Annotated in this window: 23 protein-coding genes; 12 read left to right on the top strand and 11 right to left on the bottom strand. The window is 70.9% G+C overall.

Features of this window, described 5'->3' with window-relative positions; genetic code table 11:
* Positions 1–247 precede the first annotated feature (247 nt).
* Positions 248–1,522 carry an ATP-dependent Clp protease ATP-binding subunit ClpX gene (gene clpX / locus ACZZ98_RS01440; RefSeq protein ID WP_380085171.1) on the top strand — a complete coding sequence of 425 codons (1,275 nt, stop codon included), beginning with the start codon at positions 248–250 and terminating at the stop codon, positions 1,520–1,522.
* 62 nt (positions 1,523–1,584) lie between these two features.
* Positions 1,585–2,007, top strand: a complete 423-nt coding sequence (locus ACZZ98_RS01435; RefSeq protein ID WP_463514620.1) for a hemerythrin domain-containing protein — start codon at positions 1,585–1,587, stop codon at positions 2,005–2,007.
* Between the two features lie 41 nt (positions 2,008–2,048).
* Here ACZZ98_RS01435 and ACZZ98_RS01430 read toward each other — a convergent pair whose 3' ends face one another.
* From ACZZ98_RS01430 to ACZZ98_RS01410, 5 genes are read right to left on the bottom strand one after another with little or no spacing between them, the layout of a single operon-like run.
* Positions 2,049–2,597 (bottom strand): hypothetical protein, encoded by a 549-nt coding sequence (locus tag ACZZ98_RS01430; RefSeq protein WP_463514619.1) that lies wholly within the window; start codon positions 2,595–2,597, stop codon positions 2,049–2,051.
* Positions 2,597–4,015 carry a DUF58 domain-containing protein gene (locus tag ACZZ98_RS01425; protein WP_463514618.1) on the bottom strand — a complete coding sequence of 473 codons (1,419 nt, stop codon included), beginning with the start codon at positions 4,013–4,015 and terminating at the stop codon, positions 2,597–2,599. The genes ACZZ98_RS01430 and ACZZ98_RS01425 overlap by 1 nt, the downstream gene beginning before the upstream one ends.
* A complete protein-coding gene (locus ACZZ98_RS01420; RefSeq protein WP_463514617.1) occupies positions 4,012–5,025 on the bottom strand; it encodes an AAA family ATPase in 1,014 nt (337 codons plus the stop codon). Before ACZZ98_RS01420 ends, ACZZ98_RS01425 begins: the two co-directional genes overlap by 4 nt.
* On the bottom strand, positions 5,026–5,523 hold the full coding sequence (locus tag ACZZ98_RS01415; protein ID WP_463514616.1) for a hypothetical protein: 498 nt from the start codon (positions 5,521–5,523) through the stop codon (positions 5,026–5,028).
* Entirely contained in the window at positions 5,520–6,221 is a 702-nt protein-coding gene (locus tag ACZZ98_RS01410) for a DUF4129 domain-containing protein (RefSeq protein ID WP_463514615.1), read from the bottom strand. The genes ACZZ98_RS01415 and ACZZ98_RS01410 overlap by 4 nt, the downstream gene beginning before the upstream one ends.
* On the opposite strand from ACZZ98_RS01410, the gene ACZZ98_RS01405 reads away from it, so the two are divergent.
* Positions 6,220–7,023 carry a hypothetical protein gene (locus ACZZ98_RS01405; RefSeq protein ID WP_463514614.1) on the top strand — a complete coding sequence of 268 codons (804 nt, stop codon included), beginning with the start codon at positions 6,220–6,222 and terminating at the stop codon, positions 7,021–7,023. The two genes, ACZZ98_RS01410 and ACZZ98_RS01405, sit on opposite strands and share 2 nt — an antisense overlap.
* Here ACZZ98_RS01405 and ACZZ98_RS01400 read toward each other — a convergent pair.
* The 5 genes from ACZZ98_RS01400 to eccD all read right to left on the bottom strand — a co-directional run bounded on the left by ACZZ98_RS01400 (position 7,012) and on the right by eccD (position 14,378).
* Positions 7,012–7,719, bottom strand: a complete 708-nt coding sequence (locus tag ACZZ98_RS01400) for a lysoplasmalogenase (protein ID WP_463514613.1) — start codon at positions 7,717–7,719, stop codon at positions 7,012–7,014. The two genes, ACZZ98_RS01405 and ACZZ98_RS01400, sit on opposite strands and share 12 nt — an antisense overlap.
* The gene (gene valS, locus ACZZ98_RS01395; RefSeq protein WP_463514612.1) at positions 7,716–10,367 is read right to left on the bottom strand and encodes a valine--tRNA ligase; all 2,652 of its coding nucleotides are present in this window, start codon (positions 10,365–10,367) and stop codon (positions 7,716–7,718) included. Before valS ends, ACZZ98_RS01400 begins: the two co-directional genes overlap by 4 nt.
* Before the next feature lie 115 nt (positions 10,368–10,482).
* On the bottom strand, positions 10,483–11,700 hold the full coding sequence (locus ACZZ98_RS01390; RefSeq protein WP_463514611.1) for a S8 family serine peptidase: 1,218 nt from the start codon (positions 11,698–11,700) through the stop codon (positions 10,483–10,485).
* Positions 11,697–13,037 (bottom strand): type VII secretion protein EccB, encoded by a 1,341-nt coding sequence (gene eccB, locus ACZZ98_RS01385; protein WP_463514610.1) that lies wholly within the window; start codon positions 13,035–13,037, stop codon positions 11,697–11,699. The genes ACZZ98_RS01390 and eccB overlap by 4 nt, the downstream gene beginning before the upstream one ends.
* Before the next feature lie 9 nt (positions 13,038–13,046).
* The gene (gene eccD, locus ACZZ98_RS01380) at positions 13,047–14,378 is read right to left on the bottom strand and encodes a type VII secretion integral membrane protein EccD (protein ID WP_463514609.1); all 1,332 of its coding nucleotides are present in this window, start codon (positions 14,376–14,378) and stop codon (positions 13,047–13,049) included.
* Between the two features lie 222 nt (positions 14,379–14,600).
* Between eccD and ACZZ98_RS01375 the strand changes: the two genes are divergently transcribed.
* The 5 genes from ACZZ98_RS01375 (at position 14,601) to ACZZ98_RS01355 (ending at position 18,987) form a co-directional block, all read left to right on the top strand.
* Positions 14,601–14,921: a WXG100 family type VII secretion target gene (locus ACZZ98_RS01375; protein WP_463514608.1), complete on the top strand. Its 321-nt coding sequence runs from the start codon at positions 14,601–14,603 to the stop codon at positions 14,919–14,921.
* Positions 14,921–15,214 (top strand): WXG100 family type VII secretion target, encoded by a 294-nt coding sequence (locus ACZZ98_RS01370; protein ID WP_380085157.1) that lies wholly within the window; start codon positions 14,921–14,923, stop codon positions 15,212–15,214. Before ACZZ98_RS01375 ends, ACZZ98_RS01370 begins: the two co-directional genes overlap by 1 nt.
* Before the next feature lie 158 nt (positions 15,215–15,372).
* Positions 15,373–15,933 (top strand): hypothetical protein, encoded by a 561-nt coding sequence (locus tag ACZZ98_RS01365; protein ID WP_463514607.1) that lies wholly within the window; start codon positions 15,373–15,375, stop codon positions 15,931–15,933.
* 2 nt (positions 15,934–15,935) lie between these two features.
* Complete coding sequence (locus tag ACZZ98_RS01360; RefSeq protein WP_463517704.1) at positions 15,936–17,462, top strand: S8 family peptidase; 1,527 nt, start codon at positions 15,936–15,938, stop codon at positions 17,460–17,462.
* On the top strand, positions 17,449–18,987 hold the full coding sequence (locus ACZZ98_RS01355) for a hypothetical protein (protein WP_463514606.1): 1,539 nt from the start codon (positions 17,449–17,451) through the stop codon (positions 18,985–18,987). The genes ACZZ98_RS01360 and ACZZ98_RS01355 overlap by 14 nt, the downstream gene beginning before the upstream one ends.
* 55 nt (positions 18,988–19,042) lie before the next feature.
* On the opposite strand, the gene ACZZ98_RS01350 is transcribed toward ACZZ98_RS01355, so the two are convergent.
* A complete protein-coding gene (locus tag ACZZ98_RS01350; RefSeq protein ID WP_463514605.1) occupies positions 19,043–20,677 on the bottom strand; it encodes a hypothetical protein in 1,635 nt (544 codons plus the stop codon).
* A gap of 139 nt (positions 20,678–20,816) precedes the next feature.
* Here ACZZ98_RS01350 and ACZZ98_RS01345 point away from each other — a divergent pair, with 139 nt between their 5' ends.
* The 4 genes from ACZZ98_RS01345 to ACZZ98_RS01330 are packed head-to-tail and all read left to right on the top strand — an operon-like array spanning position 20,817 to position 26,010.
* A complete protein-coding gene (locus ACZZ98_RS01345; RefSeq protein WP_463514604.1) occupies positions 20,817–21,980 on the top strand; it encodes a hypothetical protein in 1,164 nt (387 codons plus the stop codon).
* 2 nt (positions 21,981–21,982) lie between these two features.
* A complete protein-coding gene (gene eccCb / locus ACZZ98_RS01340) occupies positions 21,983–24,784 on the top strand; it encodes a type VII secretion protein EccCb (protein WP_463514603.1) in 2,802 nt (933 codons plus the stop codon).
* Positions 24,781–25,215: a hypothetical protein gene (locus ACZZ98_RS01335; protein WP_463514602.1), complete on the top strand. Its 435-nt coding sequence runs from the start codon at positions 24,781–24,783 to the stop codon at positions 25,213–25,215. The genes eccCb and ACZZ98_RS01335 overlap by 4 nt, the downstream gene beginning before the upstream one ends.
* 30 nt (positions 25,216–25,245) lie before the next feature.
* The gene (locus tag ACZZ98_RS01330) at positions 25,246–26,010 is read left to right on the top strand and encodes a lysophospholipid acyltransferase family protein (protein ID WP_463514601.1); all 765 of its coding nucleotides are present in this window, start codon (positions 25,246–25,248) and stop codon (positions 26,008–26,010) included.
* Positions 26,011–26,093 lie beyond the last annotated feature (83 nt).

Below are 26,093 nucleotides of genomic sequence, written 5' to 3'. Positions count from 1 at the left end.
ATCGAAATGTAGACGACGCGAGCCCTCGGTGCGGTGGTTCGGGAGAATTCGGCATGTCACCGACCATTGGGGGAGGTTCTGCCCTCAGCGGACAAGGGCGACTCGCGCCGTGTCGGAGGCGTTCAATGGGTTGCGTCGACGGTGCTGCGAGGTAGCGTCGGTCGCGTCGCTCGACGGGTGTTGGCCCGAGCAGTTGCCGATGGCCAAGGAGCGGCACCCACCGTCTGGACGAAGGGACCCAAGGCAAGTGGCACGAGTTGGAGAGACCAGCGATCTGCTGAAGTGCTCGTTCTGTGGCAAGTCCCAGAAGCAGGTCAAGAAGCTCATCGCCGGACCGGCGGTCTACATCTGTGACGAGTGCATCGAGCTCTGCAACGAGATCATCGAGGAGGAGCTGGCGGAGTCCTCCGACCTCGGCGGGCTCGACGAGCTCCCCAAGCCTCGCGAGATCTTCGACTTCCTGCAGCAGTACATCATCGGCCAGGACGTCGCCAAGCGCTCGCTCGCGGTCGCGGTCTACAACCACTACAAGCGCATCCAGGCCGGTGAGGGTGTCGGCAAGAAGGACGCCGACCACGTCGAGATCGCCAAGTCCAACATCCTGCTCATCGGGCCGACCGGCTGTGGCAAGACCTACCTCGCGCAGACCCTGGCCAAGATGCTCAACGTCCCGTTCGCCATCGCCGACGCGACCGCGCTGACCGAGGCCGGCTACGTCGGCGAGGACGTCGAGAACATCCTCCTCAAGCTCATCCAGGCCGCGGACTACGACGTCAAGAAGGCCGAGACCGGGATCATCTACATCGACGAGGTCGACAAGATCGCCCGCAAGTCCGAGAACCCGTCGATCACCCGCGACGTGTCCGGTGAGGGCGTGCAGCAGGCGCTGCTCAAGATCCTCGAGGGCACGACCGCGAGCGTCCCGCCGCAGGGTGGTCGCAAGCACCCGCACCAGGAGTTCATCCAGATCGACACGACCAACGTGCTCTTCATCGTCGGGGGCGCGTTCGCCGGCCTCGAGAAGCTCATCGAGTCGCGCAACGGCAAGAAGGGGCTCGGCTTCGGCTCGGAGCTGCACAACCCCAAGGACCTCGCCGAGTCGATCCACGAGGTCATGCCCGAGGACCTCATGAAGTTCGGGCTCATCCCCGAGTTCATCGGTCGCCTCCCCGTCATCACGACGGTGGCGCCGCTCGACACCAGCGCCCTCACCGAGATCCTCACCGAGCCGCGCAACGCCCTCGTCAAGCAGTACCAGAAGATGTTCCGCATCGACGGCGTCGAGCTGGAGTTTACCGACGAGGCCGTCGTGGCGATCGCCGAGCAGGCCCAGGCGCGTGGCACCGGCGCCCGCGGGCTGCGCGCGATCATGGAGGAGGTCCTCCTCCCGGTGATGTTCGACGTGCCCAGCGACGACGAGATCACCAAGGTCGTCGTCACGGACGAGGTCGTCCGCAAGAACGTCCTGCCGACGATCGTGCGTCGCGACGCCGGTCCCAAGCGTCGCAAGCGCACCGCCTGAGTCCCGCGTCGAGCGAAGCCGACCGGGACCGCACGCTGGCCTGGTCGGCGGAGCTGCGCGCGGTGCACGGTCGTCTGCGGCAAGCCCTGGAGCTGGTTCGTGAGGGGATCGAGGACGGCGCCGAGAGCGGGGCGGTCGCGGCAGATCTGCTTCTCCACTGTCACGGGTTCTGTGCAGCGCTCGAGGGTCATCACCGCAGCGAGGACGCCGGGCTCTTCCCGCAGATCGCCTCTGCGCGACCTGACCTCGTGCCGGTGCTCGCCAGGCTCAGCCAGGACCACAGCATGATGAGCCACCTCATCGGCAGCCTCCAGCAGGCGCTCACCTCGGGGGCGGGGCGCGACGCGCTGAGTGGGCACCTCGACGGGATCGAAGCCCTCATGGAGAGCCACTTCCGCTATGAGGAGCGCTCGCTCCTCACCGTGCTCGACGACCTCCCGCTCACGGTGGGTCGTCGCGACGCCCTCGGCGCCATCGTCGACTGACCGACCCCCGCGTATGCCGGGTGCTCACCTCACCGGAGGCCTCACCTGCCTGGCTCACGCTCCGGCCTCGTCGGGGTGCTGCGTGCGGGGTACTGCACTCGCCAGAACGCGAGCGCAAGGACCGCCAGGGACACGATCGCGGCATACGACGCCAGGGGGTCTCCCTCCGGGGTGCTCGCAGACTGTGCGACGAGCACGGCCCACACCGGCGTCGACAGCGCGACCACCACGAGCCCACGTCGCCCCCACCTCAGCAGCGTGGGTCGAGGGAGCGGAGCCGACGGTGGCAGGGCCGACGCCAGCGATGCGGCGAGATGGATCACCAGCAGCACCGTCGCGGCCAGCACCGTGAGCACCCAGTCGCGAGGACGCGTCGGGGAGGCCGTGCTGGTGAGCCAGCTCACGGCGTGCAGGGCGACGAGCAGGGTCGTGAGCCGCGAGCCAGGATCGAGCACGACGAAGGCCGTGAGCAGCGCGAGCACGACAGCACCGACGATGCTCCCGGAGGGCGTCATGAACGCCCCGACGACCGCCAACCCCACGGACGACACGGCGAGGAGCGCCCTCAGCGCCCGGTGTGAGGGCGCCATCATCGCGACCTCACCCGTGGCGAGCGTCGTTGGCGTCCGATGTCGCGCAGGACGAGGTCGAGCGTGCCGGGGCCGTCCCAGACGACGATCGGCACGCCACCCTGTCGCGTGCGGGCCAGCTCACGTGCGCGTTCGAGGAGACGCAGTCGCCAGGCGAGCCTCGCTCCCTCGGACACCTCCTGCCCGGGGACGAGCCCGGCCAGCAGGTCGTCGGGGAGCTGCGCTTCGGACATGGCCCGGGGCAGGGTGTCGACGACCACCGTCGCGCGCCCCTGGCGCACCAGGGCCGTGGCGTGGGCCAGGACCTCGACGGAGACGGCCGGTGTGAGGAGGACGACGAGCGTGCCCGCCGAGACCGGGTGACGCAGCTGGCCGCGCAGGCGCTTCTGGTCGACGACGCCCCCATCGGCCACCCGGACCCGGGCGAGCACGTCGAGGAGCCGGCGCAGCTGGTTGCTGCCGAGGGCAGGGGGCAGCCGCGGGCTCTCGTGCGCGCCGAGGGCCTGGAGGCCGACCCTGTCTCCGGCGCGCAGATAGTGTTCCGCGATGGCCGCGGCAGCTCGCACGCCGTTGTCGAGGCTGCTGGCCTCCCCGTCACGACTCGAGCTGCGGCCGAGGTCCTGCATCGCGTCCACGAGGATGAGGATCTCGCTGTCCTGGTCGGCGTGGGTGGTCGTGACGTGGAGCTCACCGGTCCGCACGGACACCGGCCAGTGGATGCGCCGCATTCGGTCACCGAAGCGGAAGGCTCGCAGGTCGGCGATCTCGCTGCCGTCGCCCTGGTGGCGGGCCCGGCTGCGTCCCACGAGGCCGTCCGGGTCGGGGACAGGCGTGCGACCCGAGAAGGTGGCCGGGAGGGGGACCGTCGGGACGGGGGGCGCCTCGACCGGCACGGGCGCCCAGGCGAACGCACCGAACGCACTGCTGACGGCGCACGTCGCCGGGCCGAGGCGACGCAGCCCCCAGCGGGTGCTCTCGCAGAGGACGTCGAGCTGCCGAGCCGTGGGGTCAACGTCCCCGACGGCGACGGCGAGGCTCGCCGGCGTGTAGCGGGTGTACGCGGTCTCGGTCACGGAGAGACCCACGTCCTCGACCCCGTGGCCGGGCTCGACGACCGTCGTCCAGGCGGTCGTCTGCCCCTCGCGCAGGACCGAGTGGCGCAGCCAGGTGTGGACGGTCGGTGTGGCCTTGGGCCGTCGCAGCACCGACCAGGCCGCGACGATCACGAGCGGGGTGCCGATCGCGACGGCGTCCGGTCGGCGCAGCAGGACCCCGAAGGCGACCAGGACAAGGCCCACGGCCGCGGCCCGGACGTGTGCCGGCGTGGCGCGCCACCGTGCCGACAGCTGGCTCCCCGCGGGCGCCCTGGTCGTGATCTCGCCCTCGGCAGAACGGTCGATCTGCTCCCTGTCGGTCACGATCCCTCGAACCCGGTCCGTCTCTCTCCCTCGGTGGGGGAGGGCGTCGGCACGGTTGCGAGGATCGATGTCACGACGCTCTCGGCGGTGACGTCGTTGATCCACAGCTCGGGACGCACCGTCACCCGGTGGTCGAGGGCGGCGTGCGCAACCGCCTTGACGTCCTCGGGGGTGACGTAGTCGCGACCCCGGATCACGGCATACGCACGGCTGGTCAGCATGAGGGCCAGCGAGCCACGCGGCGAGGCACCCAGCACCAGGCTCGGGTGCGCGCGAGTCGCCGCCGCGAGGCGCACGCAGTAGCGCCCCATGCTCTCGTCGATGGTGACGGTCTCGACGGCGCGCTGGAGGGCGACGACACCAGCGGCGTCCGTCACGGCGGGCACGGTCTGCTCCTCGCGCTGCCTCTCCACCCGCCGCCGGAGGACCTCCCACTCCTCGCCGGCGGTGGGATAGCCGAAGGACACCCGCAGCAGGAAGCGGTCGAGCTGGGCCTCGGGCAGGGGATAGGTGCCTTCGTACTCGACGGGGTTGGCCGTGGCCAGCACGTGGAACGGCTGCTCCAGGACGAAGGTCTCGCCCTCGACGGTGATCTGGCCCTCCTGCATGGCCTCGAGCAGTGCCGACTGGGTCTTGGGTGGCGTCCGGTTGATCTCGTCGGCGAGGAGGACCTCGGTGAAGAGCGGACCGCGCCGGAACACGAACTCCTGGTTGCGCTGGTCATAGATGAACGCCCCGGTCAGGTCACTGGGCAGCAGGTCGGGGGTGAACTGCGCCCGGGCGAAGTCGAGCCCGAGGGCCTGGGCGAACGAGCGGGCCGCCAGCGTCTTGCCGAGCCCGGGGAAGTCCTCCATGAGGATGTGCCCGCCCGCGAGCACACCAGCGAGGACGAGCTCGAGGCTGGCTCGCTTGCCGACGACGGCCCGCTCGACGGCCTCGAGGATGCGACCCGACAGGTCGATGACGTCGCGCAGCGAGCGGTTGTCGGTGCTGGTGGGTGTGTCGGACACTCAGTGCTCCTCGAGGGTGGTGATGAAGGACGCGAGCCGGTCCGCGTCGACGCGCTGTGGACCCGAGGACAGGAGGTATGCCGTGAGGTCCCGTCCGAGGACCGTTTCGGTCTGGTCTCGGGGGCCGTCGAGCTCGAGTCCGCGGGGCGCTAGGTGGGCTTGCGCCAGCGGGCGCAGGACCGATCTGACCTCTTGGGAGGCAGCCGGGTCACCGGCGAAGGACGCATCGAGGCTCCGAGCGAGCGACGTGATCCGGTGGTCGCTGCCACGCACCCGCGGCAGGGCGCTGCCCCGGGTAGGCCAATCCGGGCCGTGGTGGTCACGCACCAGCCAGACCACGAGAGCGGCCAGGGCGATGAGCAGTCCCGTCCCGGCAGCGACGAGCAGGACCCGGTCGAGTCCGGGCGCGACCATCAGGGCCAGACCCAGGACTGCGCCGATCGCGAGGGTCGTGGCGACCTCCCGCCCCCGGGTCAGCTGCACGAGTCGGGTCCTCACCGCTGGGCCACCTCACCCAGCGCGTCCAGTGACCGGGTGAGGTCGTCCCGCACCTGACGCAGGGCGAGTCGGGCCGCGTCCCGGTGCTCCTCACCGATGGCGTGCACCGAGAAGCGGGCCTCACGGTAGAGCGACGCCAGCCGCTCGATCGCCCCCCGGTCCACGGCATGGCTGCTGAGCACCGCCAGGACCAGCTCGGTCGGGGTGCGCGCCCGGTCGTCGTCCACGCCGACCGTCGCGGCCGTCCGCTCGAGGGAGAGCCAGGCGTTGATGACGGCCTCGCTCGAGGAGCCGCGGTCGAGCTGGGCCTCGCTGTCGCGCACTGCCGCGACGAGCACGTCGGGCAGGACGCCTGTCCGCACCTCCTCCTTGGGTTGGACGGGAGCCTGGCTGACGCGGCGCCAGAGAGCTCGCAGGACGACGACGAGGATCGCAGCGACGACAAGGACGAGCAGGACCCGAAGTGCACCCATGAGGATCGTCGTGAGCAGGGGGTCCTCGTCGGACAGCTGCGAACGGTCGACGCGAGGAGTGGAGCGGTCGACCCCCTCCGGGTCGAAGACGTCGCCGCGATCCTCGGCCCAGGGTCTGTGTGAGGACGGGCCGAAGGCGCCGATCGCCCCGGCTCCCGAGACCCAGGCGGCGAGCACGAGCACGCACCCGGCTCCCAGTGCCCAAGCCCACTCGCGTCGCCCCATGAAGGGAGCCTACGACTGGTTCGACCGGCATCCCGGGCTCCGCCGCCGCCGGGGTCGTCCGGGCCGCACGTCGGTGGTGGCGCGAGGGGCAGGCGCGCGACAGGATGACCGTGTGGCCACGGCATACCGACTTCGCGCAGGTGACACAGGTCCGGTGCAGCAGTCGCCGGCGACCTGTGGCTCCGCCTGCCTGACCGTGGCGCGCATGCTCGTCGACCCGATCTTCGCCTCGTGGGTGCGCACCGGGAGCCCGCGACTGCCCGGCTCGCCCGAGGGTGACACCGAGGCCGAGCGGTTCGCGGCCTACGAGCGCGTCGTCATGCACCGCACCAACAGCGTCTTCCCAGGACGTCATCGGGTGGGGCTGCCCTGGCCGCGCGCGCTAGGCACGCCGCCGTGGGGTGCCAAGCGCGAGCTCGAGCTCGGCGCAGCCTCGTCGGGCACGCGCTACGACGTCGCGCTCGTGCGCCCGTTGACGGACGGCGGCCTGCGCGACGCCTTCGACCACCTCGTCGATGTCGTCGCCGAGGGCGAGCCCGGCCTGCTCTACGTCGGCTCGGCCCACCTTCCCCGCCACGTCGTGCTCGTGCTGCCGGGCGACGGCGACCGGGTCCTGGACGTCTATGACCCGGGCACGGGACGGGTCGACCACCTCCGTCGTGACACCGTCGTCGAGCGTCGGGTCGGGCTCAGTGGCTGGCAGGTCCCGTGGTTCGTCGTGCAACCGACCGGCCACCGACGGATCCGCGCCTACTCCACCTCACCGTCGCTCAGTGGCGCACGGATCACCTCAGGCGCGTGACCCCAGCCGGCGGGCCACGCCCAGGGTGAGGAGCAGGACCGCGCTGAGATACGTCGCCATGACCCAGAACCCGGGCAGTGGCACGGCCAACGACGGCACGAACTCCCCGACGGCGATGAGCCCGTCCGAGACGAGGAAGAGCACCCCGCCGACGCCGGCAAGACGGTGGACACCGGCCGACAGCAACGCCATCAGCGCCAAGGTTGCGCCATACACGGCGATGCCGAACGTCAGAGCACCGGCACGCGGAGCGCACACGACGACCATGACGACCGCCAGCGCCCCGTAGCCCCACGCCCACCGGCTCCCCAGCAACGACTCCCGACGCCACGGCCAGAAACCGGCGACGAAGAGCACGTGGGCCACGAGGAACGAAGCCATCAGCACGATGAACGCCACCGACTCGGGGACGAGGTCCGGCGCTGTGTCGCCCACCCACGACCACACCAGCCCACCGGCCGTGAACCGCGAGAGCCGCGACGCCAGCCGGGTCTGCACGACGAGGGCCAGCAGCAGCCACGGCACGGCGACCCACTGGGTCGCGTTCGAGACCGCCTCGGCGCCCACCAGGTGTCCACCCAGGTGGACGACGACGACGACGCCGTATGCCGCCAGCGCACCTGCCGCTCCCGGTGCCAGTCGTGCGCCCGGCGGGGTGTCGGACGTCGTGGCAGGGACTGGGGCCGCAGTGCTCACGACTGCGGCTTGGGCTTCTCCACGGGGATGAGCTCGACGTCGGTGGCGCCCCACGAGTCCGCCGCGACCAGGTCGAGGGAGCCGGTGATCTTGCCGGCGGAGCGGAGGTCCTGCTCGCCCGCACGGACATGGGTGAGCAGTGACTCCGGTCCACCGAGGACGATGCGGGCGACCTCGGCCCGCATCGACAGCTTGGCCTCGGACTTGCTCTTGCGGACCGTGGCCAGCGCGGCACCCACGGCGCCGAGCATCGCGGGATCCACGGCCTCACCCGGGACAGCCACCTCGGCGGGCGTCGGCCACGCCGTGACGTGCACCGAGCCGTCGTGCCACCACGACCACACCTCTTCGGTGACGTAGGGGAGGAAGGGTGCGAGCAGCCGCAGCTGGACGTCAAGCGCGATGCGGAGCGTGGCCCGGGCCGAAGCCGCCTCGGCGTCGCCCTGCGAGCCGTAGGCCCGGTCCTTGACGAGCTCGAGGTAGTCGTCGCAGAAGGTCCAGAAGAACGTCTCGGTCGCCTCCAGCGAGCGCGTGTAGTCCCACGACTCGAAGCCCGCAGTCGCCTTCTCGACGACGTCGCGCAGGCCCGCGAGGAGCGCCCGGTCGAGCGGGTTGGTCACATGTGAGATCAGCCCGCCGTCCACCTCTCCGAACGTCAGAGCGAACTTCGACGCGTTGAGCACCTTGATCGCGAGGCGGCGGCCGACCTTCATCTGACCCACGTCGTAGGCCGCGTCGGTGCCGAGGCGGCCGGAGGCGGCCCAGTAGCGGACGGCGTCGGCGCTGTGCTCACGCAGCACGTCCTCGGGCGTGACGACGTTGCCCTTGGACTTGCTCATCTTCTTGCGGTCGGGGTCGAGGATCCAGCCGCTGATGGCGGCGTTGGTCCACGGCACCGTGCCGTGCTCGAAGTGCGAGCGCACCACCGTGGCGAAGAGCCAGGTGCGGATGATGTCGTGGGCCTGGGGCCGCACGTCCATCGGGAACACCTTGTCGAAGATCGGATCCGAAGTCAGCGAACCGGACTCGTCGACGCGGCGCCACCCAGCGGCGATCTGCGGGGACAGGGATGACGTGGCCCAGGTGTCGAGGACGTCGGCGTCGCCGATGAACCCGCCCGGCTGGTCGCGCTGCGACTCGTCGAAGCCCTCGGGGGCCTGGGCGGCGGGGTCGACCGGCAGCGAGGCCTCGGACGGCACGATCGCCTTGTCCCACACCGGCTCACCGTCGCCGTCGAGCGGGTACCAGACCGGGATGGGCACTCCGAAGAAGCGCTGCCGCGAGACGAGCCAGTCGCCGTTGAGGCCGGCGACCCAGTTCTTGTAGCGGGCGCGCATGAAGTCCGGGTGGAACGCCACCTCGTCACCGCGGGCAATCAATGCGGAGTTGACCTCGGCGTCGCGGCCACCGTTGCGGACGTACCACTGGCGCGAGGTCACGATCTCGAGGGGCTTCTCGCCCCGCTCGTAGAAGTTGGCCTTGCGCTGGGTGGCCTTGGGCTCACCGTCGAGGTCGCCGGACTCACGCAGGGCGGCCACGACGACCTCGCGCGCCGAGTGCACGGTCTTGCCGGCCAGCTCACCGAACAGCGCGGCTCCGGGCCCGCCGGCCAGCCACTCGGGTGTCTCGGCCTGGATGCGACCCTGGCGGGTGATCACCGAGCGGGTCGGCAGCTGGAGCTCGCGCCACCAGATGACGTCGGTGAGGTCACCGAAGGTGCAGCACATCGCGATGCCCGCGCCCTTGTCCATCTCGGCCAGGGGGTGCGCCACGACGGGCACCTCGACGCCGAACAACGGTGAGCGGACCGTGGAGCCGAACAGGCCGGCATACCGCTCGTCGTCCGGGTGCGCGATGAGCGCGACGACCGACGGGATCAGCTCGGGCCTCGTCGTCTCGACGTGCACCGGCCCGTCGGTGGAGTGGAAGGCCACGCGGTGGTAGGCACCCGGGTAGTCGCGCGCCTCGAGCTCGGCCTGTGCCACGGCGGTCTGGAACGTCACGTCCCAGAGCCCCGGAGCCTCGGCCTGGTAGGCCTCGCCGCGAGCGAGGTTGCGCAGGAACGCCTGCTGGGCCGTCGCCCGCGAGTGGTCGTCGATCGTGCGGTAGGAGATCGACCAGTCGAAGGACTGCCCGAGGCGGCGGAACAGCGACTCGAACGCCTTCTCGTCCTCGACCGTCAGCTCGTCGCAGAGCTCGATGAAGTTCTGGCGCGAGATCGGCATCGCGTCACCGGCCCGCAGGCTCTTGGCGTCGCCGCGGTGGGGCGGCTCGAAGGCCGGGTCGTGAGGGAGCGAGGCGTCACCGCGCACGCCGTAGAAGTTCTGGACCCGCTTCTCGGTCGGCAGGCCGTTGTCGTCCCAGCCGATCGGGTAGAAGACGTTGAAGCCGACCATGCGCTTGTAGCGGGCCATGCAGTCGGTGTGCGTGTAGGAGAAGACGTGGCCCATATGCAGGCTGCCCGACGCGGTCGGGGGCGGGGTGTCGATGGAGAAGACCTGGGAGCGGTCGCCGGCCAGCGCTGCCTCGCGGTCGAAGGCGAAGGTCTGCTGCTGCGCCCATACCTGGCCCCACTTGTCCTCGAGGCCGTCCAGCGAGGGGCGCTCGGGAATCGTGGCAGCGCGAGATGGGGTGAGGTCAGCAGGCATGCGCGTGATTCTCCCAGAACGTCACCCGTGCACCCAACCGGGATACCCGCGATGGCGTATGCCGCCCGCCCACCCGACCGCTCGGGTGCGCCGATCCGTGCCGGGGACCGACGGGTCAGGCGGGCGGGGACCTGCGCAGCATGCGCGCCATCGCCAGCCCCAGGACCGAGGCGGCGGCGCCGAGCAGGAGCCACTGGACGGCGGCGCGGTCGGGGGCGCGGGGGTCGGGCGGCGGGGTGAGGTCGACCGCCGACACCTGCGGCGGGGGAGTGGCCCGGGGCTTGCCGCCCGGCGGGACCGGCCCGGCGACGCTCTCGTCGAGCACGGCCGTCATCGCCTCATAGGGCTGCACGACGCCCCACCCCGACACGTCGTCGCGGACGGTCCGAGAGCCTCGTGACGCGGTGGTCTCGAGTCGGTAGGCGATCTCGGCGGGCGAGGCCTTGGGGAACCGCTGACGCAGCAGGGCGACGGCACCGCTGACGTAGGCGGTCGCATAGCTCGTCGACTGCTGCTGCTGCGAGAAGACGCAGTCGCCCCACGCCCGGAAGGTCGTGATGACGTTGTCCCCCGGTGCGGAGACGTCGACCTGGGGGCCGTGGATGGAGTCGTCGGTGACGACATCGGCGGAGCTGGTCGCGGCGACACCGATGACACCGGGGAGGGCGGCGGGGTAGCGAACACCGTCCCGGACCTCGGCCGCCTGGTCCCGGTTGCCGCCGGAGGCGACGACGACGATGCCGGCCCTCACGGCCGACGCCACGGCTGCGCGGACGTCGCCCCGGTTGGACGTCGTCGACAGCGACAGGTTGATGACGTCGGCACCGGCCGACACGGCATACGCGATCCCCTTGGCGAGGTTCGCCGACCGCTGCCGCTCCTCGTCACCGCCGTTCTCCCCGCCGGAGATCTTGACGGGGAGGATGAGCGCGTCCTTGGCGACCCCGACGACACCGGACTTCTCGCCGATCTCCCGCGCGGCGATGATGCCCGCCAGGGCCGTGCCGTGACCGTCCTCGTCGACGGTCGCGGCGCCTCCGACGAAGCTGCGGCCGGCGAGGACCGAACCCCGCGGGAAGTGCACGTTGGCGGCCGAGACGCCGGAGTCGACGATCGCGACGACGACGCCCTTGCCCGTGGCCAGGGTCCACGACTGGCGTGCAGCCAGGCGACCGAGTGCTGGTGGGGCGTCGGCGACGAAGCGGGTCTGGTTCTCGGTGCACTGCCGGGCCTCGGCGTGGGCGGGTGGTGCGGCCGCCGGAGCCACGAGGGCGCTGGCTAGCACCCCGAACGCGCCGAGCGCCGCGACGACACCGATCCGACGCACGGTCACGACGCGGCGGCCACGGTGGTCTGGGCGGACTTGACGCTGAGGACCGGTCCTGCCCGGAAGAGCTCGGCCCATGACTGCGGCACAGGGGCGACGTCGGTGTCCTCATAGCCCAGTCGCTGCAACAGGTCCGGTGTCGAGCCGTCGATCGCATAGGACGTGCCGGTCTGGTCGATGGCCAGCAGCGGGCCGGAGCTCAGCGACCCGGCGCCGACGGCCCTCACGAGGGAGCCGGTCCCCAGGTCGACGGCGACCTTGGTGACTCCGGGGTCGGCCTTGACGGCGGTCGAGGTCGACAGCGCGACCTTGGGCTGCTGCCCACGGGCCGCGGTGAGGGTGGCGCAGGGCGCTTCGCGGACCAACGTCGGCAGGGCCGTCGGCCACGCCTGGGGTGCGACGCGCTGGGGCTGGACCTCGAGCTGGGTGACCTGCGCCGGGGTCACCGGCAGGTCCTGGGTGGTGCTGCCGGATCCCAGACCATAGAGCGCGTGGGCGAGGTCCGGCAGCGGCTCGAGATCGCCGGCCGTGTTGACGAGGTAGCGGCGAGCCTCCTGTCCGCTGTTGGCGACGGCAAGGACGGAGCCGACGGTGGCGCCGGGAGGCAGCCCCGGCGCGGACTTGCCGAAGCCGGGGATGGTCAGCGGCTTCATCTCCGGACCGAGGGTGAAGAGGTTGGTCCACACGGCGGGGGCCTGGCGCGGCGGTTGCCCGTCGAGGCCGAGGGTCAGCGAGACGAGGGAGAGGTTGGCCGCAGAGACGGGGTAGCGCATCCCGCCGGCGATGACGAAGGCCTGCCGGCCGGTCGTGACGACGGAGGCGCCCGGTGCGGTCGGCGTGCTCCTGGCCGAGGCGCCCACCGCGGTCGCGACGCCACCCTCGGGACCGAGGCACGAGACCCATCCGCTGTTGGTCAGCGACTCGGGCGGCGTGAGGGAGTCGGGCGCACCGGGGATGCCGATCGTGCTCCCACGCTTCTTGGTGGCGAGCTTGTCGTCGGCCACGGTGATGACCTCGAAGCTGTTGGCGGGGATGAGCAGGCGTGCGCTGGTCGTGTTGAGGACGGGGTGCAGCGTCTCCTTGATGGAGACGTAGCGGGCACCACTCGTCTTGGCGATGACAAGCTTGTTGTTGCCCCAGTTCTGCGGCAGGGAGCCCTTGAGCCAGCCGAAGGCGAGGCTGCCGAGGACGAGCACCACGGTGAGCGCGAGTCCGCCGATGACGGCCTTCATGGGCCGGTGCGGCTCGACCTCACGACCGCCGGGGGCGCCGCTGACGAAGGCCGTCGTGAGCCGACGCCTGCTGAAGGACTGGGCCTCGACGAGGTCCTTCTTGGTGGCCATCCCGCCGCCTCAGAGGAGCCCGACGGCGAAGGCCGCGAGCGGGACGAGGGCAGCGAGAGCGACACCCTCGACGGCATCGGCGACGCGGCCGAGCTGCACGCGGGTTCTCGGCAGGACGAGAGCCATGCCGACGACGAGCGCCGCCGCGCCGGCGAGCGCCAGCGCGAGGACGGGCCGCCAGTCGGGGTGGGTCTGGGCGGCGGTGACCGCCGCGACGGCGACCCCGGTCACGCCGGCGATCATGGCGATGAGCACCGTCGTCCGGGTGCGGCTGTGCCGGGTGCGCAGCAGGGTGGCGACGAACCCGACGAAGGTGAGCAGGGCACCCCACACACCGGAGGCGACGAGCTGGGGAGTGCACAGGACCATCACGGCGGCGCTCGCCACGCCGAGCGAGACCATGAGCTCGTGGCCGGCCGCCACCTGGCGCCGGACCTGGTCGCGCTCGACCTCCGGGGCATCGGTGAAGATCTCGAGGTCGGACTTCGGCGGGTGCGTCGTGAGGCGGCTCGACGAGATCCCGACCCAGGGGAGCACGTTGCCGATGACCGCCGCGACGACGAAGGTGACCGCCGCGATCGAGGTGAGGCCCCACCCGACGAAGTGGCTCAACGCGCCGAGCGCGACCATGGCGAGTCCCAGGGCGGCCGTGGCGCCGACGAGGAGCCGGTGGTGGGTGACCGCCACGGCACCCAGGACGCCGACGACGCTCACTCCTGCGCCGGCATACAGCAACCCTTCTCCCCACAGCGGGACGTCGGGAACGGCTGCGTAGCCGGACACGCCGGCATACGCGACCGCCGTCAGGGCGAGGGCGACGGCTGCCGACGGCTGCCGACGGACGTGCGCGAGAACAGCCGCAGCGCCCACGAGGAGAACGGCGCACACCCCGGCGAGCGCCGCGATGAGGATGCCGCTGTCGCGTGCCGTGAAGAGCGCGTATGCCGCGGCGAGGAAGAGGACGACCGCGGCACCGACCGCGGTGCCCGCGCTGTGCGACGGTGTCCACGGGGTGAACTGGGTCTCGACGAGGTCGGCCACCGCCTCGACGACATCGTCGTAGACCTTCTCGTCGTCGGGTCGGTTGGGCTCCAGCGCCAGGACGGATCCGTCCTCGATCCCTTGTGCCGCAAGGCTTCTGTCACTCTCGACGGCATGACCGTCGGACCGGACGAGGCGGTAGCCCATGCTGGCGGAGTGCGCGTCCAGGACACCGAGCTCGCGCGCGAGGTCGGGAATGACCTCCGCGACCGGGATGGAGCCGGGGATGCCGAGGTCTGCTCGTCGCGTCCCCGATGTGACGGACAGCCGGACGAGCGACGCCGCCGTGCTCTGACTCACGAGTGTGATCCTCCCCAATCGCGCATGTGCTGGAACGCCTCCGCCGCAACGGAGGTCGTCCCGAGCATAGACGGGGAGTTCTCCCCATTGGCCGGTGCGTCATCCGCCCGTATGGTCTTCCCTGTCAGGACTTCGGGGGAACTGCAAGCCGGGGTCCAACCACCATGAGTGGTCGGTAGGACCACCGAGGTCCTTGAGGACCATTGAGAGAAGGGAAGTGGCATGGGCAACACGACACACAGCGTTGGCGCTGGCGCTATCACCAAGAGTGCCGGCATCGTCGACCAGACGAGGACCGACCTCAAGACCAGGCTCAACACGCTGCAGGGGCAGATGGAAGAGGTCAAGGCGCACTGGGAGGGTGCAGGTGCCGGTGCCTTCCAGAACGTCCAGAACGCGTGGACGGTCCAGGCCAAGGATCTCGTCGACATCCTCGACAACTTCCGCGAGAACCTGATCGCCAACGACAAGCAGTACACCGCGGACGACCAGGGCGCGGCCGACATGCTCAGCAAGTACACGTCGCAGATGGGTGGTAAGTGATGAGTGGCCAGAACATCAAGGTCGCCGGTGGCGGGCTCGACACGCTGATCGACGCCATGGTCAAGGGTGTCAACGACCTCAAGGGCAAGGTCACCGACATGGAGAACGACATGAAGCCCCACATGGGTGAGTGGGAGGCCGGCACCAAGCTCGCGTTCGAGGACGTCAAGCGCAAGTGGAACGGTGAGGTCGAGGACCTCAACCAGCTCCTGCTCGACATCAAGACGGCCGTCCAGCAGTCCAAGGAGGCCTACCTCGCGGGTGAGCTCAAGAACAAGAACAGCTGGGGCTGACCTACCGGTCATGCACAGCGCAAGCCGTGCCGACACCCCGCAGGCGGGGTGTCGGCACGCACTGCGTCACAGCGACCGCACGCAGCGAGCGCAGTGACGCCCTGACCAGCGACGACGAAGTGCAGCACTGAGGCAGAGAGATTTCAGGGGAGGCAGCCATGGCGGGCGAGGACGTCGAGTACCCGACCGAGTACATGAACACCTTGGCCAACACCAAGCAGACGAAGTGGGAGAACGACTCGACCGACGGCATCAAGTACCTGCGTGACGCCCTCGCAGACGAGAGCTCGTTCGGTGACGTCCCTGCCCTGGCGTCCTACGGGCGGGTGTTCACGGAGGTGCGCACGATCTATCTCGAGACGATGCGCGGTGCCAAGTCGGACCTCGATGCGGTCGCCCAGGGGATCAAGACGTCCGCTCAGCAGATGACCGACAACGACGACGCGGCGGGTGCCGCCTTCCTCGCGCTCTGGCAGAGGTGGGAGAACGGCCCGCTCGACACGACGCGCCACCACGAGCAGGCGGCATCGACCACCGGGGCCCAGCAGGCAGCAGCGGACGCGGACGCCGCCGAGGTGGCGCCGGAGGGTGCTGTGCCCTCCGAGCCGGGTGCCGCGGACGACGCCGGAGCGAACCCCGACACTCGTGACGAAGGCGCCGTGCCGGTCGAGGCAGCGCCCGGGGACTCGACCGGGCAACCGGACGCACCTCTCCCGTGACCATGCCCGGCCCTGCCCTGCACCTCCTCCGTCGCGGCGCGGTCGCGACGGTGATCGGCGCTGCCATCTCCACGACGATGTTCGCCGTGGCGCCGACCGCCTCGGCGGACGCACTGGATGACGGCCAGTGGTGGCGGGCTGCCATGGGGGTCGAGGAGCTGCACCGCAGCGGGACGGGCAAGGGCGTGACCGTGGCCCTCATCGACGGGCCGATCGACTCCAGCGTTCCAGAGCTCAAGGGACGCGTTGCCTCGTCCACCACCGAGTGCCTCGCGCCGGGTGGTGAGCTCCGACCGAGCACCATGAAGGGGGTCGTCTCCGAGCACGCCACGAGCATGGCGGCGCTGATCGTGGGCAGTGGCAAGGGGACTGCCGCAGACGGGCGAGGCATCTCCGGAATCGCACCCGAGGCGACCCTGCGCCACTACGCGGCGGCCTACCGAACCGGAGGGGCCGAGTCGAAGCTCGCCTGCGGGCTCAAGTACGCGGACCTCGACGTCGCCTCGGAGGCACTTGCGAGGTCGATCCGACAGGCCGTCAAGGACGGTGCCAAGGTCATCAGCATCAGTCTGACCGCCGGCTACGACGACGAGTTCATCCCTGCTCTGCTCGAGGCCTACAAAGCCGGTGCCATCGTGGTGGCCTCGACCAACAACGAGACCCGTCAGGTCTTCTGGCCGGGCATCGGCAACGGGGTCGTCACCGTGACCCATGTCGATGCTGCGGGCAACCTCGACAACTCCGCGATGCGCAAGAGCTCGTTCGTGGACTTCGCGGCGCCCGGGACCAAGATCGCCACGGGTGGGTGGACCTCCTCGGGCTGGAAGAGCGACGTCCTCGCGGACGGCAGCTCACAGGCCACCGCGATCACCGCCGGCGGGCTCGCCGCCCTCTGGTCGGCCCACCCCGGCGCGACCGGGAACCAGGTGCTGCAGGCGGCCAAGGACGCCATCGGTCTGCGCGCCGAGAACGGCAAGTTCCTCACGTGGTTCCGCAGGGTCGGCGACGACCTGCCCAAGAGCTCGGGCAAGACCGAGTCCTATGGCTTCGGGATCGCCTCGCCGGCGGATGCCGTCAAGCTCGACGTCGAGTCCCTGCCGGACACCAACCCCATGGTCGAGCAGAAGGGAGTCGGGATGCCGACGGCTCAGCAGATTGCTGCGGCGACGGGCGCCACCCCCACCTCCTCCAGCCCCACCTCCTCGGCGGGGTCGAGCACACCCAGCCCGTCCCGACCCACGGCCACCGCGTCCTCCGATGCGTCTGGCGCGTCCGACCGACCCACGGAGCCGGAGTCGTCGATGACGCCCTGGCTCCCCGGTGGCGCCCTTGTCCTCTTGCTCCTCGCTGCCCTCGCCTTCGTTCTTCGGAGGCGGTCCGGCCCGGCGCACCGGGAGATTCCAGCAGCTGAGGCTGGATCTCCGCTCCGGTCCTCCGAGAGCTCACAGCCACACGACCTGCATGACACCCCGGCCGCGGCGGATGGGGCCGCAGCCACGACGAAGGAGCACAGCCATGGTCAGAGTTGACGATGGTGGGGGAGGCCCCACCCTGAATCCCAAGGCCAAGCACTACGAGCGCGAGCTCTTCAAGGTCTTCGGTGTCCAGACCGGCTCGATCTATCTCACCCAGACCGACTGGCAGAACGCCAAGAAGCAGCTCGAGGGTCTCGCCAAGGACGTCCGCACCGTGCACGGTGAGCTGGCCGCGCCGTCCGACGGGAGCAAGGGCTGGTCCGGGCCCGCTGCGGAGGCCGCGCGTGCGAGCCTCGAGAAGCTCAGCTCCACGCTCGACACCCGCGCCGGCGAGATCGGTGAGGTCGACACGAGCCTGGGGCAGGTCTACAAGGCCGTCAGCGACGCAAAGGCCGCCTGGTACGCCGAGGTCGCGAGCATCTCGACCTACGTCGACCCGGACGACCACAAGCGCCTGCCCGCTCCGTATCTCCCCACGGCCGAGAACACCGACAAGTACAGCGTCCGTGACCCGGCCGCCGCTGCTGCTGCTGAGGACGCGTTGTGGGAGCAGCGCAACCAGGCGGCCAAGAAGGTCCTCGACCAGCTGACTGCCGACACGCAGTCCGCCAAGGGCACGATGCCCATCGACGTCAAGGACGACACCCAGACGCCCTACGACAACCAGGGGCCCGCCTCGACCAACCGCACGCCGGGGTCGGCCAGCCAGTCGTCCTCCTCCGGCGGCTACATCGAGGGTGGTCACCACGTGGGGACGATCCTCGACCCGAACGGCAACGGCAACGGGGACGGCGACGGCGACTCGGACGACGACCCCACGATCGTCAACCCCCCAGACCCGGTGGACCCGGACGTGGTCATCACCGACCCACCGACCGGTGACCCGGAGGTCTTCGACCCGGAGGTCTTCGACCCGATCAGCTCAGACGGTGACGTCACCGGCTCAACGGGCGTCAACACCGGGACGGGGCCGGGCGGCGGCTCGCCGGGCTCCTACCCGACCGGCTCCGGTGGCGGCGGGATGGGCGGCGGTGGCCTGGCCGCCGGTGGCATCGGCGGCGCTGCTGGTCTCGGTGGACTGCTCCGCCGTGGTGGCGGCCTGGCCGGTGGCGGCTCGAGTGCGGCACGCGGCGGCGCTGCGGGCACCCGAGGCTCCGCGGCCCGATCGGGTGGCGCTGCCCGCGGAGGGTCTGCCGTCCCCGGTGGCGCCGGACGTGGCGGGACCGTGGTGCCGGGCAGCGGGGGTGGGGCGCGCGGTGGGGCATCCGGTCGCACCAGCGCCGTCAAGGGCGCCACCGGTTCAGGCCGCTACGGAGTCCCCAAGCTCGCAGGCAAGGGTGGAGCAGGAGTCGTGCCCGCCGGCGGCGGCCAAACCGGACGCGGCACGGGCTCGGGCAAGGGTGGCGCTCGCTCCGGAGGCCAGGCCGGGAGCCGGGGGGCCGTGGGCGCGGCCGCCGGCGGCGGCACCCGCAAGGGTCCCAAGGACGGTCAGTCCCAGGACGTCGACAAGCTGACACACGAGGATGAGGAGACCTGGTTCGACGGGACCGAGGAGTCCAGCCCCCAGGTGTGGCAGTGACTGGCGCGCACCACGTCAGCTGACGGCGGTCAGCCAGTCGATCCGGCGGATGCCCTCAACCCGAGGTCATCCGCCGGATTGCTTCGACGCCACCGGCGGCCACGATGCCGAGCGGCAGGGAAAGGGCGACCGTCAGGGTCTCGACGGCGTCGGCGAAGCGGGACATCCGGGTGGAGCGGTAGCCCCGCACGATGGCGCTGGCGCTGACCACGCTGATCCACGCGATCGCTGACGCGACAAGGAAGACGACGACCGTGGCGCCGGACCAGCCGGTCGCGAGCAGCGCGAACGCTGCGGCCAGGAGCAACGAGCCGCAGGCCGCCAGCATGCTGTAGCGCGGCAACCGGTCGCGCACCGTGCGGGACTGGTAGCCACAGGCGAGGGCGGCCACGAGGAGCAGGGCGATGGTGCCCCAGCGCGTCACCGTGTCGCGCGCCGGCGTGGTCACGAGCAGCCATCCACCGACCGCGGTGGCCAGCGAGAGGTATGCCGTACCGATGGCGACGATCTCGCGCGCGGCCTCGAAGCGCGCTCGCATGTCCGAGCGGTTGATCCGCCTGCGTCGCTGGGCGCCCCGCTCCCGGACAGACCAGATCGTCGTCGAGAGGCGTTCGGTGTCGACGAGCTGGTTGAGGTCGACGGTGAGACTCGTGGTGGGGAGCAGGCGCATGAGCAGCGGACCGAGGCCGGTCACGAGGGCGGCGATCGCGGGACCTCCCCAGTCGAGGATCGTGCCGAGGCCCACGAGCAGACCGAGGCCTCCGATGGCCGACATGACCGTCCGGTCGCCGGGGGAGTCGACCTCGACCCGGGTGCGGGTGATGGCCAGCGCGAGGACGGCGACGGCACAGCCGGCGACGACCGCGACGGACTCGCGACCGGGAGTCGTCCCCAACGGCAGGGTGAGTCCGGCGGCGAGGCCCAGTGCCGGAGCCGTGGCAGCGGCTGCGAACTGGTGCAGCCGCTGCGTGCTCAGGGCGGCGAGCCCGATGGCACCCAAGGCGAGGAGCGCTGCGGCCACGGTCGGCATCCAGGACGCCGTGAGTCCCGAGAGGCCGGGGGAGGACGAGGTGGAGGTGGGGTCAGCCCCGCCACGGGCCAGGCTCCACGCCGCGACGAGGCTGATGACGGCTCCGAAGGCGGCAGCGAGCCAGATGAGCTGGGCGGCGGTGGAGGGGAGGGGGGCCGCGATCGAGGGGCGGCGCTCGCTTCGAGCAGCGCGCACCGGCTGCGGGGAGCCGAGGGTCGAGCGTGGAGCGGTCACGTCGGAGACGTCGCTGGCAGGGGCCTCGCCGCGGCGTCGGGTGGACTCGTCGACCTCGGGTCGGCGCGGTGCCTCGACCTGCTCCCGGTGACGGCCGCCGGAGCCGGCCGGCGCCGGCGCGCTCGCCCGCGCACCGCCGGCGCCACGTCCGCGGTCGAGGTTGAGGATGTCGCGCGTCACGGCGTGCGTTGTCACCGGCACCACGCTGAGGATGGATCCGGTGGGGACCGACTCGTCGAACGTGTCGAGCGGCCCGAGCACCCGACCGCTGGGGGTCGCGATGGCGTGCGGGTTGGCGCGGGAGGCGATGCCGAGGACCGAGAGCACCTCGGTGACCTGTGCGCCGACGGGCACGACGAGGTCGTAGCGGCGCGTGCCTGCGGTGAGGCTGATCTGGAGCCCCGCGCTCGCGTCCGTACCCGGCATACCCAACCCCTCCTCGTCCACACGGCCCCGGCCACCTCGAAGGATAGGCGTCGGAAGCGACTCGTGGTGCGGCACCCTCGGTCCCCTCCACGGTCTCGGGATACGTTGTTCTCCGTCATCGGCACACGGGAGGGGAAGCGTGACAGCGACAGTCGGAGGGACGCGGCAGGAGGCTCCGTCGGTCCCCACGGGACGGATCGTCCTGCAGCCACCGCCGGAGATCACCCCGGCCGAGGGCATCAGCAACACCCTGATGCAGGCCGTCCCGATGCTCGGCAGTGTCGGCTCGATGGGCTTCGTCGCCCTGTCGTCGCCGGGCCCCAAGGGCATCATCGGCGCCGGCATGTTCCTCGTCGCCTCGCTCGGGTTCGTCTTCTCGAGCGGTCTGCGCACCCGCCAGCAGCACAACGCCGAGGTCATCTCCAACCGACGCGAGTACCTCGCCTACCTCGCCGAGGTCCGCGGGACGGTGCGTGACGCGGCGGCCAAGCAGCGCGAGGCGGGCCTGTGGAACTACCCCGCCCCGGCGTCGCTGGCCCTGCTCGCCGAGGAGAAGAGCCGCGTCTGGGAGCGCCTGCCCAAGGACGAGGACTTCCTGCACGTGCGCATGGGCACGACGTCGCAGCCGCTGTGCCTCACCCTCGAGCCCGCAGAGACCCCGCCGCTGGCGCAGCTCGACCCGGTCGCGGCGTCCGGCCTGCACCGCCTGCTCACGACGCACCGCGTGCAGCACGGACTGCCCGCCTCGGTCGCGTTGCCGGCCTGGTCCCGCATCCAGGTCACCGGCGAGGCTGGACCGGCCAGGGCCCTCGCCCGCTCACTCGTCGTCAACGCGGCGCTCATGCACTCACCCGACTCGCTCGTCGTCGCCGCCATCACGGGACCCGACGCCCGCGAGGAGTGGGACTGGCTCAAGTGGCTCCCGCACGCGCTGAGCCCGCGCGAACGCGACGCCATCGGGCCGATGCGCCTGGTCGCGGACTCCGTCGACGAGCTCCTCGAGCTGCTGCCCGAGGACATCACCGACCGGCCGAGGTTCGGGCCGACCAGCCAGATGCCCGCCCCGCACGTGCTCGTCATCGTCGACGGAGCCCGGCTCCCTCGCCACAACCCGCTCGTCACCGACGACGGAGTGCTCGGTGTCACCGTGCTCGACCTGCCCGAGCAGTGGGGGAGCTCGACTCGACCTCCACCCTGCGGCTTGCGGTCGACCCGGCTCGACAGGGTATGCCGGCCGGCCAGGTTCCGTTCGAGATCCTCAGCCTCAGCCGTGGCGGGGCCAGGGGCCTCGCGGATCAGATGAGCGTGACCCAGGCCGAAGCCGCCGCGCGACGTCTCGCCCCGATGTTCGTCAGCGGTGAGGTCGAGGTGCGCGACGCGCTCACGTCCAGCACCGAGCTCGTCGACCTCCTCGGCCTCGGCGACGTGCGTGACTTCGACCCGACCACGGCATGGCGGCAGCGGCTCCAGCGCGACCGGCTGCGCGTGCCGATCGGTGTGGGAGCCAGCGGCCAGGTCGTCGCCCTCGACATCAAGGAGTCCGCCCAGCAGGGCATGGGCCCGCACGGGCTCGTCATCGGTGCCACGGGTTCCGGCAAGTCCGAGCTGCTGCGCACGCTCGTCCTCGCGCTCGCGATGACGCACTCGTCCGAGCAGCTGAACTTCGTCCTCGTCGACTTCAAGGGTGGTGCGACCTTCGCCGGCATGGCCGACATGCCGCACGTCTCGGCCGTCATCACCAACCTCGGTCAGGAGCTCACGCTCGTCGAGCGCATGCAGGACGCCCTCCAGGGCGAGATGACCCGACGCCAGGAGCTCCTCCGCTCGGCCGGCAACTTCGCCAACGTCACCGACTACGAGAAGGCTCGAGCCGGTGGCGCCGACCTCGAGCCGCTGCCGGCCCTGCTCATCGTCGCCGACGAGTTCTCCGAGCTGCTCTCGGCCAAGCCCGAGTTCGCCGACCTCTTCGTCGCGATCGGGCGGCTCGGGCGGTCGCTCTCCATGCACCTGCTGCTCTCCTCACAGCGGCTCGAGGAGGGCCGCCTGCGCGGGCTCGAGTCGCACCTGTCCTACCGGATCGGTCTGCGCACCTTCTCGGCCGGTGAGTCGCGCACCGTCATCGGTGTCCCCGACGCCTACGAGCTGCCCCCCGTCCCGGGCCTGGGCTACCTCAAGCCGGACCAGACGACACTGCTCAAGTTCAAGGCGGCATACGTCTCGGGTCCGCCCAAGGGGCGGCGCCGTCGAGCGGCAGCCGCCGGCAACGGCTCCAACATGCAGGTGCTGCCGTTCACCTCCACCAAGGCCGTGTCCTCGCTCCCGCGCGTCGAGGACGTGCCGCAGTCGGCCGACGGACCCGAGGAGACGCGGGCCGTCTTCGACATCGCCGTCGAGCGGATGAAGGGCAAGGGTCGCCCCGCGCACCAGGTCTGGCTCGCCCCCCTCGACGTGCCCAACTCCATGGACCAGCTCCTGGGCGACCTCGCGCCCGACCCGCAGCTGGGCCTCGTCAGCAAGCGCTGGCGCTCGCAGGGCTCCTACGTCATCCCGATGGGCATCGTCGACCGGCCACTCGAGCAGCGACGCGAGCTCCTCGTCCTGCACCTCGGTGGCGCCGCCGGACACGTCGCGGTCGTCGGAGGCCCGAGGACAGGTCGCAGCACGTTCGCTCGCACCCTGGTCGCCTCCCTGGCGCTCACGACCACGCCGCTCGAGACCCAGATCTATGTGCTCGACTTCGGTGGTGGCACGTTCACGCCCTTCGCCGGGCTGCCGCACATCGCCGGTGTCGCGAACCGCAACGAGCCCGATGTCGTGCGCCGCACGGTCGCCGAGATCACCGGCATCATCGACAAGCGCGAGGCCTACTTCCGGGCCCACGGCATCGACTCGATCGAGACCTATCGCAGCCGTCGTGCCGAGGGTCGGGTCGACGACGGCTACGGCGACGTCTTCCTCGTCGTCGACGGCTGGCCGACGATCCGCGCGGAGTTCGACGAGCTCGAGCAGACCATCAGCGGCATCGCCGGGCGAGGCCTGACCTTCGGCATCCACATCGTCATCACGACGTCGCGCTGGATGGACTTCCGCATGCAGATCCGCGACGTCCTGGGCACCCGCGTCGAGCTCGGGCTTGGTGACCCCGGCGACTCCGAGATCGACCGCAAGGTCGCGGCCAACGTGCCCAAGGGTCGTCCCGGCCGGGGCATCACGACGACCAAGCACCACTTCCTCGCCGGCATCCCGCGCATCGACAACTCCGGCCGGGTCGACGACCTTGGTGATGGCGTCGAGGACCTCGTCGCCAAGGTCTCGGCCGCGTGGACGGGACCACGCGGGCCCAAGCTGCGCCTGCTGCCCGAGCAGATCTCGCTCGAGACGATCCGGTCGCAGGCCGGTGCCGGCGACAAGCGGGTGCTCCTCGGCATCAACGAGTCCAACCTCGAGCCGGTGGGCGTCAACGTCGCCGAGGAGTCGCACCTCTATCTCTTCGGTGACAGCGACTCCGGCAAGTCGGCGATGCTGCGTGCCTACGCCAGCGAGGTCGCCCGCCTCTACACCCCCGACGAGGCCAAGCTCTTCGTCGTCGACTACCGCCGGGCGCTGCTCGGTGAGCTGCCGACGGAGCACCTGGCCGAGTACATGACGACCGAGGAGCAGGTGACCGCCGAGATCGAGGGTCTGTCGGCCTTCCTGCGCACGCGGCTCCCGGGGCCTGACGTCACCCCCGACCAGCTCCGTTCGCGCTCGTGGTGGTCCGGCTCCGAGGCGTTCATCCTCGTCGACGACTACGACCTCGTCGTGACCTCGGCGGGGTCACCGCTGCGGCCGCTCATCCCGCTGCTCGCGCAGGCCGCCGACGTGGGCCTCCACCTCGTGCTGACCCGCCGCGCCGGAGGCGCCTCGCGCGCAAGCTACGAGCCCGTCCTCCAGGCCATGCGCGACCTCGCGACCCCCGGCATCATGCTCAGCACCCCACCCGACGAGGGTGCGCTCGTCGGCAACGTCAAGGGCTCTCTTCAGCCGCCCGGACGGGGCCTGCTCGTCACCCGCGACCAGGGCAACCAGGTCGTGCAGCTGGGGTGGCTCCCGGCGCAGCACTCGTGAGCCTCGAGCGGCTGATGCAGTCCGGCGACAGCAGGAGGCGCGAGGTGCTGCGCCTCGTGGGTGCCGTGGTGATGGCGCTCGTCGGAGGCGCGGTCGCTGTCCTGGCGCCCTCCGCCGTGACGCCCGGAACTCCGGAGACGGCCGGCGTCGTATGGCGGGTGGGAGCCGTTGCCGGCGTCGTGGCCTGTCTGCTCGTGGCCGGCTCCTCGCTCCTGCGTCTGAGCGGGCGCCGGGACGTGTTGTCGACGGCCGCGGTCTGGCTGGCGTGGGCGACGATCCTGGGTCTGGTCCTGGGCGGGCTCCATGGCGTGGTCACCGGCGTGCCCGCAGCTGACGCAGTGGGCCTGTCGTTCATCGTCGCGATCCCCGCAGCAGCGGCCGTGATGCTGACGTGGGCGGGACGCGGCGTGGTCGACCGATCGCAGCCATGACGCAACCTACGGCGCCGTAGGCTGCCGTCCATGGAACCCGTCTACACCCCGGTCATCACCACCGCTCGAGCCCTGTTCGCGGCTCAGGGGCTGAAGTTTAGGATCGAGGGCGCCGACAACGTGCCCCGCGTGGGTGGCGCTGTCATGGCGATCAACCACACCGGCTACTTCGACTTCACGTATGCCGGCCTGGCCGCCATCGACTCGAAGCGTCTCGTGCGCTTCATGGCCAAGCAGTCGATCTTCTCCCACAGGGTCGCCGGACCGCTCATGCGCGGGATGAAGCACATCCCGGTCGACCGCAGGGACGGCCGTGGCTCCTTCAACCGGGCCGTCCAGTCGCTCAAGGACGGCGAGATCGTCGGCGTCTTCCCCGAGGCGACGATGTCACGCTCGTTCGAGCTCAAGGAGTTCAAGCCGGGCGCCGTCCGCATGGCCCAGGAGGCCGACGTGCCGATCCTGCCGACGACGATCTGGGGCTCCCAGCGCGTGTGGAGCAAGAACACCCCCAAGCACCTGGGGCGCAAGCGGATCCCCATCTTCATCACCGTCGGCGACCCGATCCGCGTCGACCCGTCCGAGAACCGGGTGGAGGCGACCGTGCGCCTCCAGGCCGTGATGCAGGCCCAGCTCGAGGCCCAGCAGGCCGCCTACCCCCCCATGACCGGTGACGACCTCATGTTCCTGCCGGCCCGACTCGGAGGCACGGCCCCAACCCCCGAAGAGGCGAAGGCCGAGGACGACGCCGACATGACCCGCACCGTCGACAAGTTCAACAAGGGCCGCAAGGCCTGATACTTCTCACGTCAGTGCGTCTCGCTCCACGGCGCTGCGCGCAGAAACTGCCCGTTCGCCGCAGTCCCATCCGCGCTGCGCGC

Source organism: Knoellia sp. AC549 (assembly GCF_979258975.1).
This window is presented reverse-complemented; position numbering and strand designations above follow the sequence as displayed.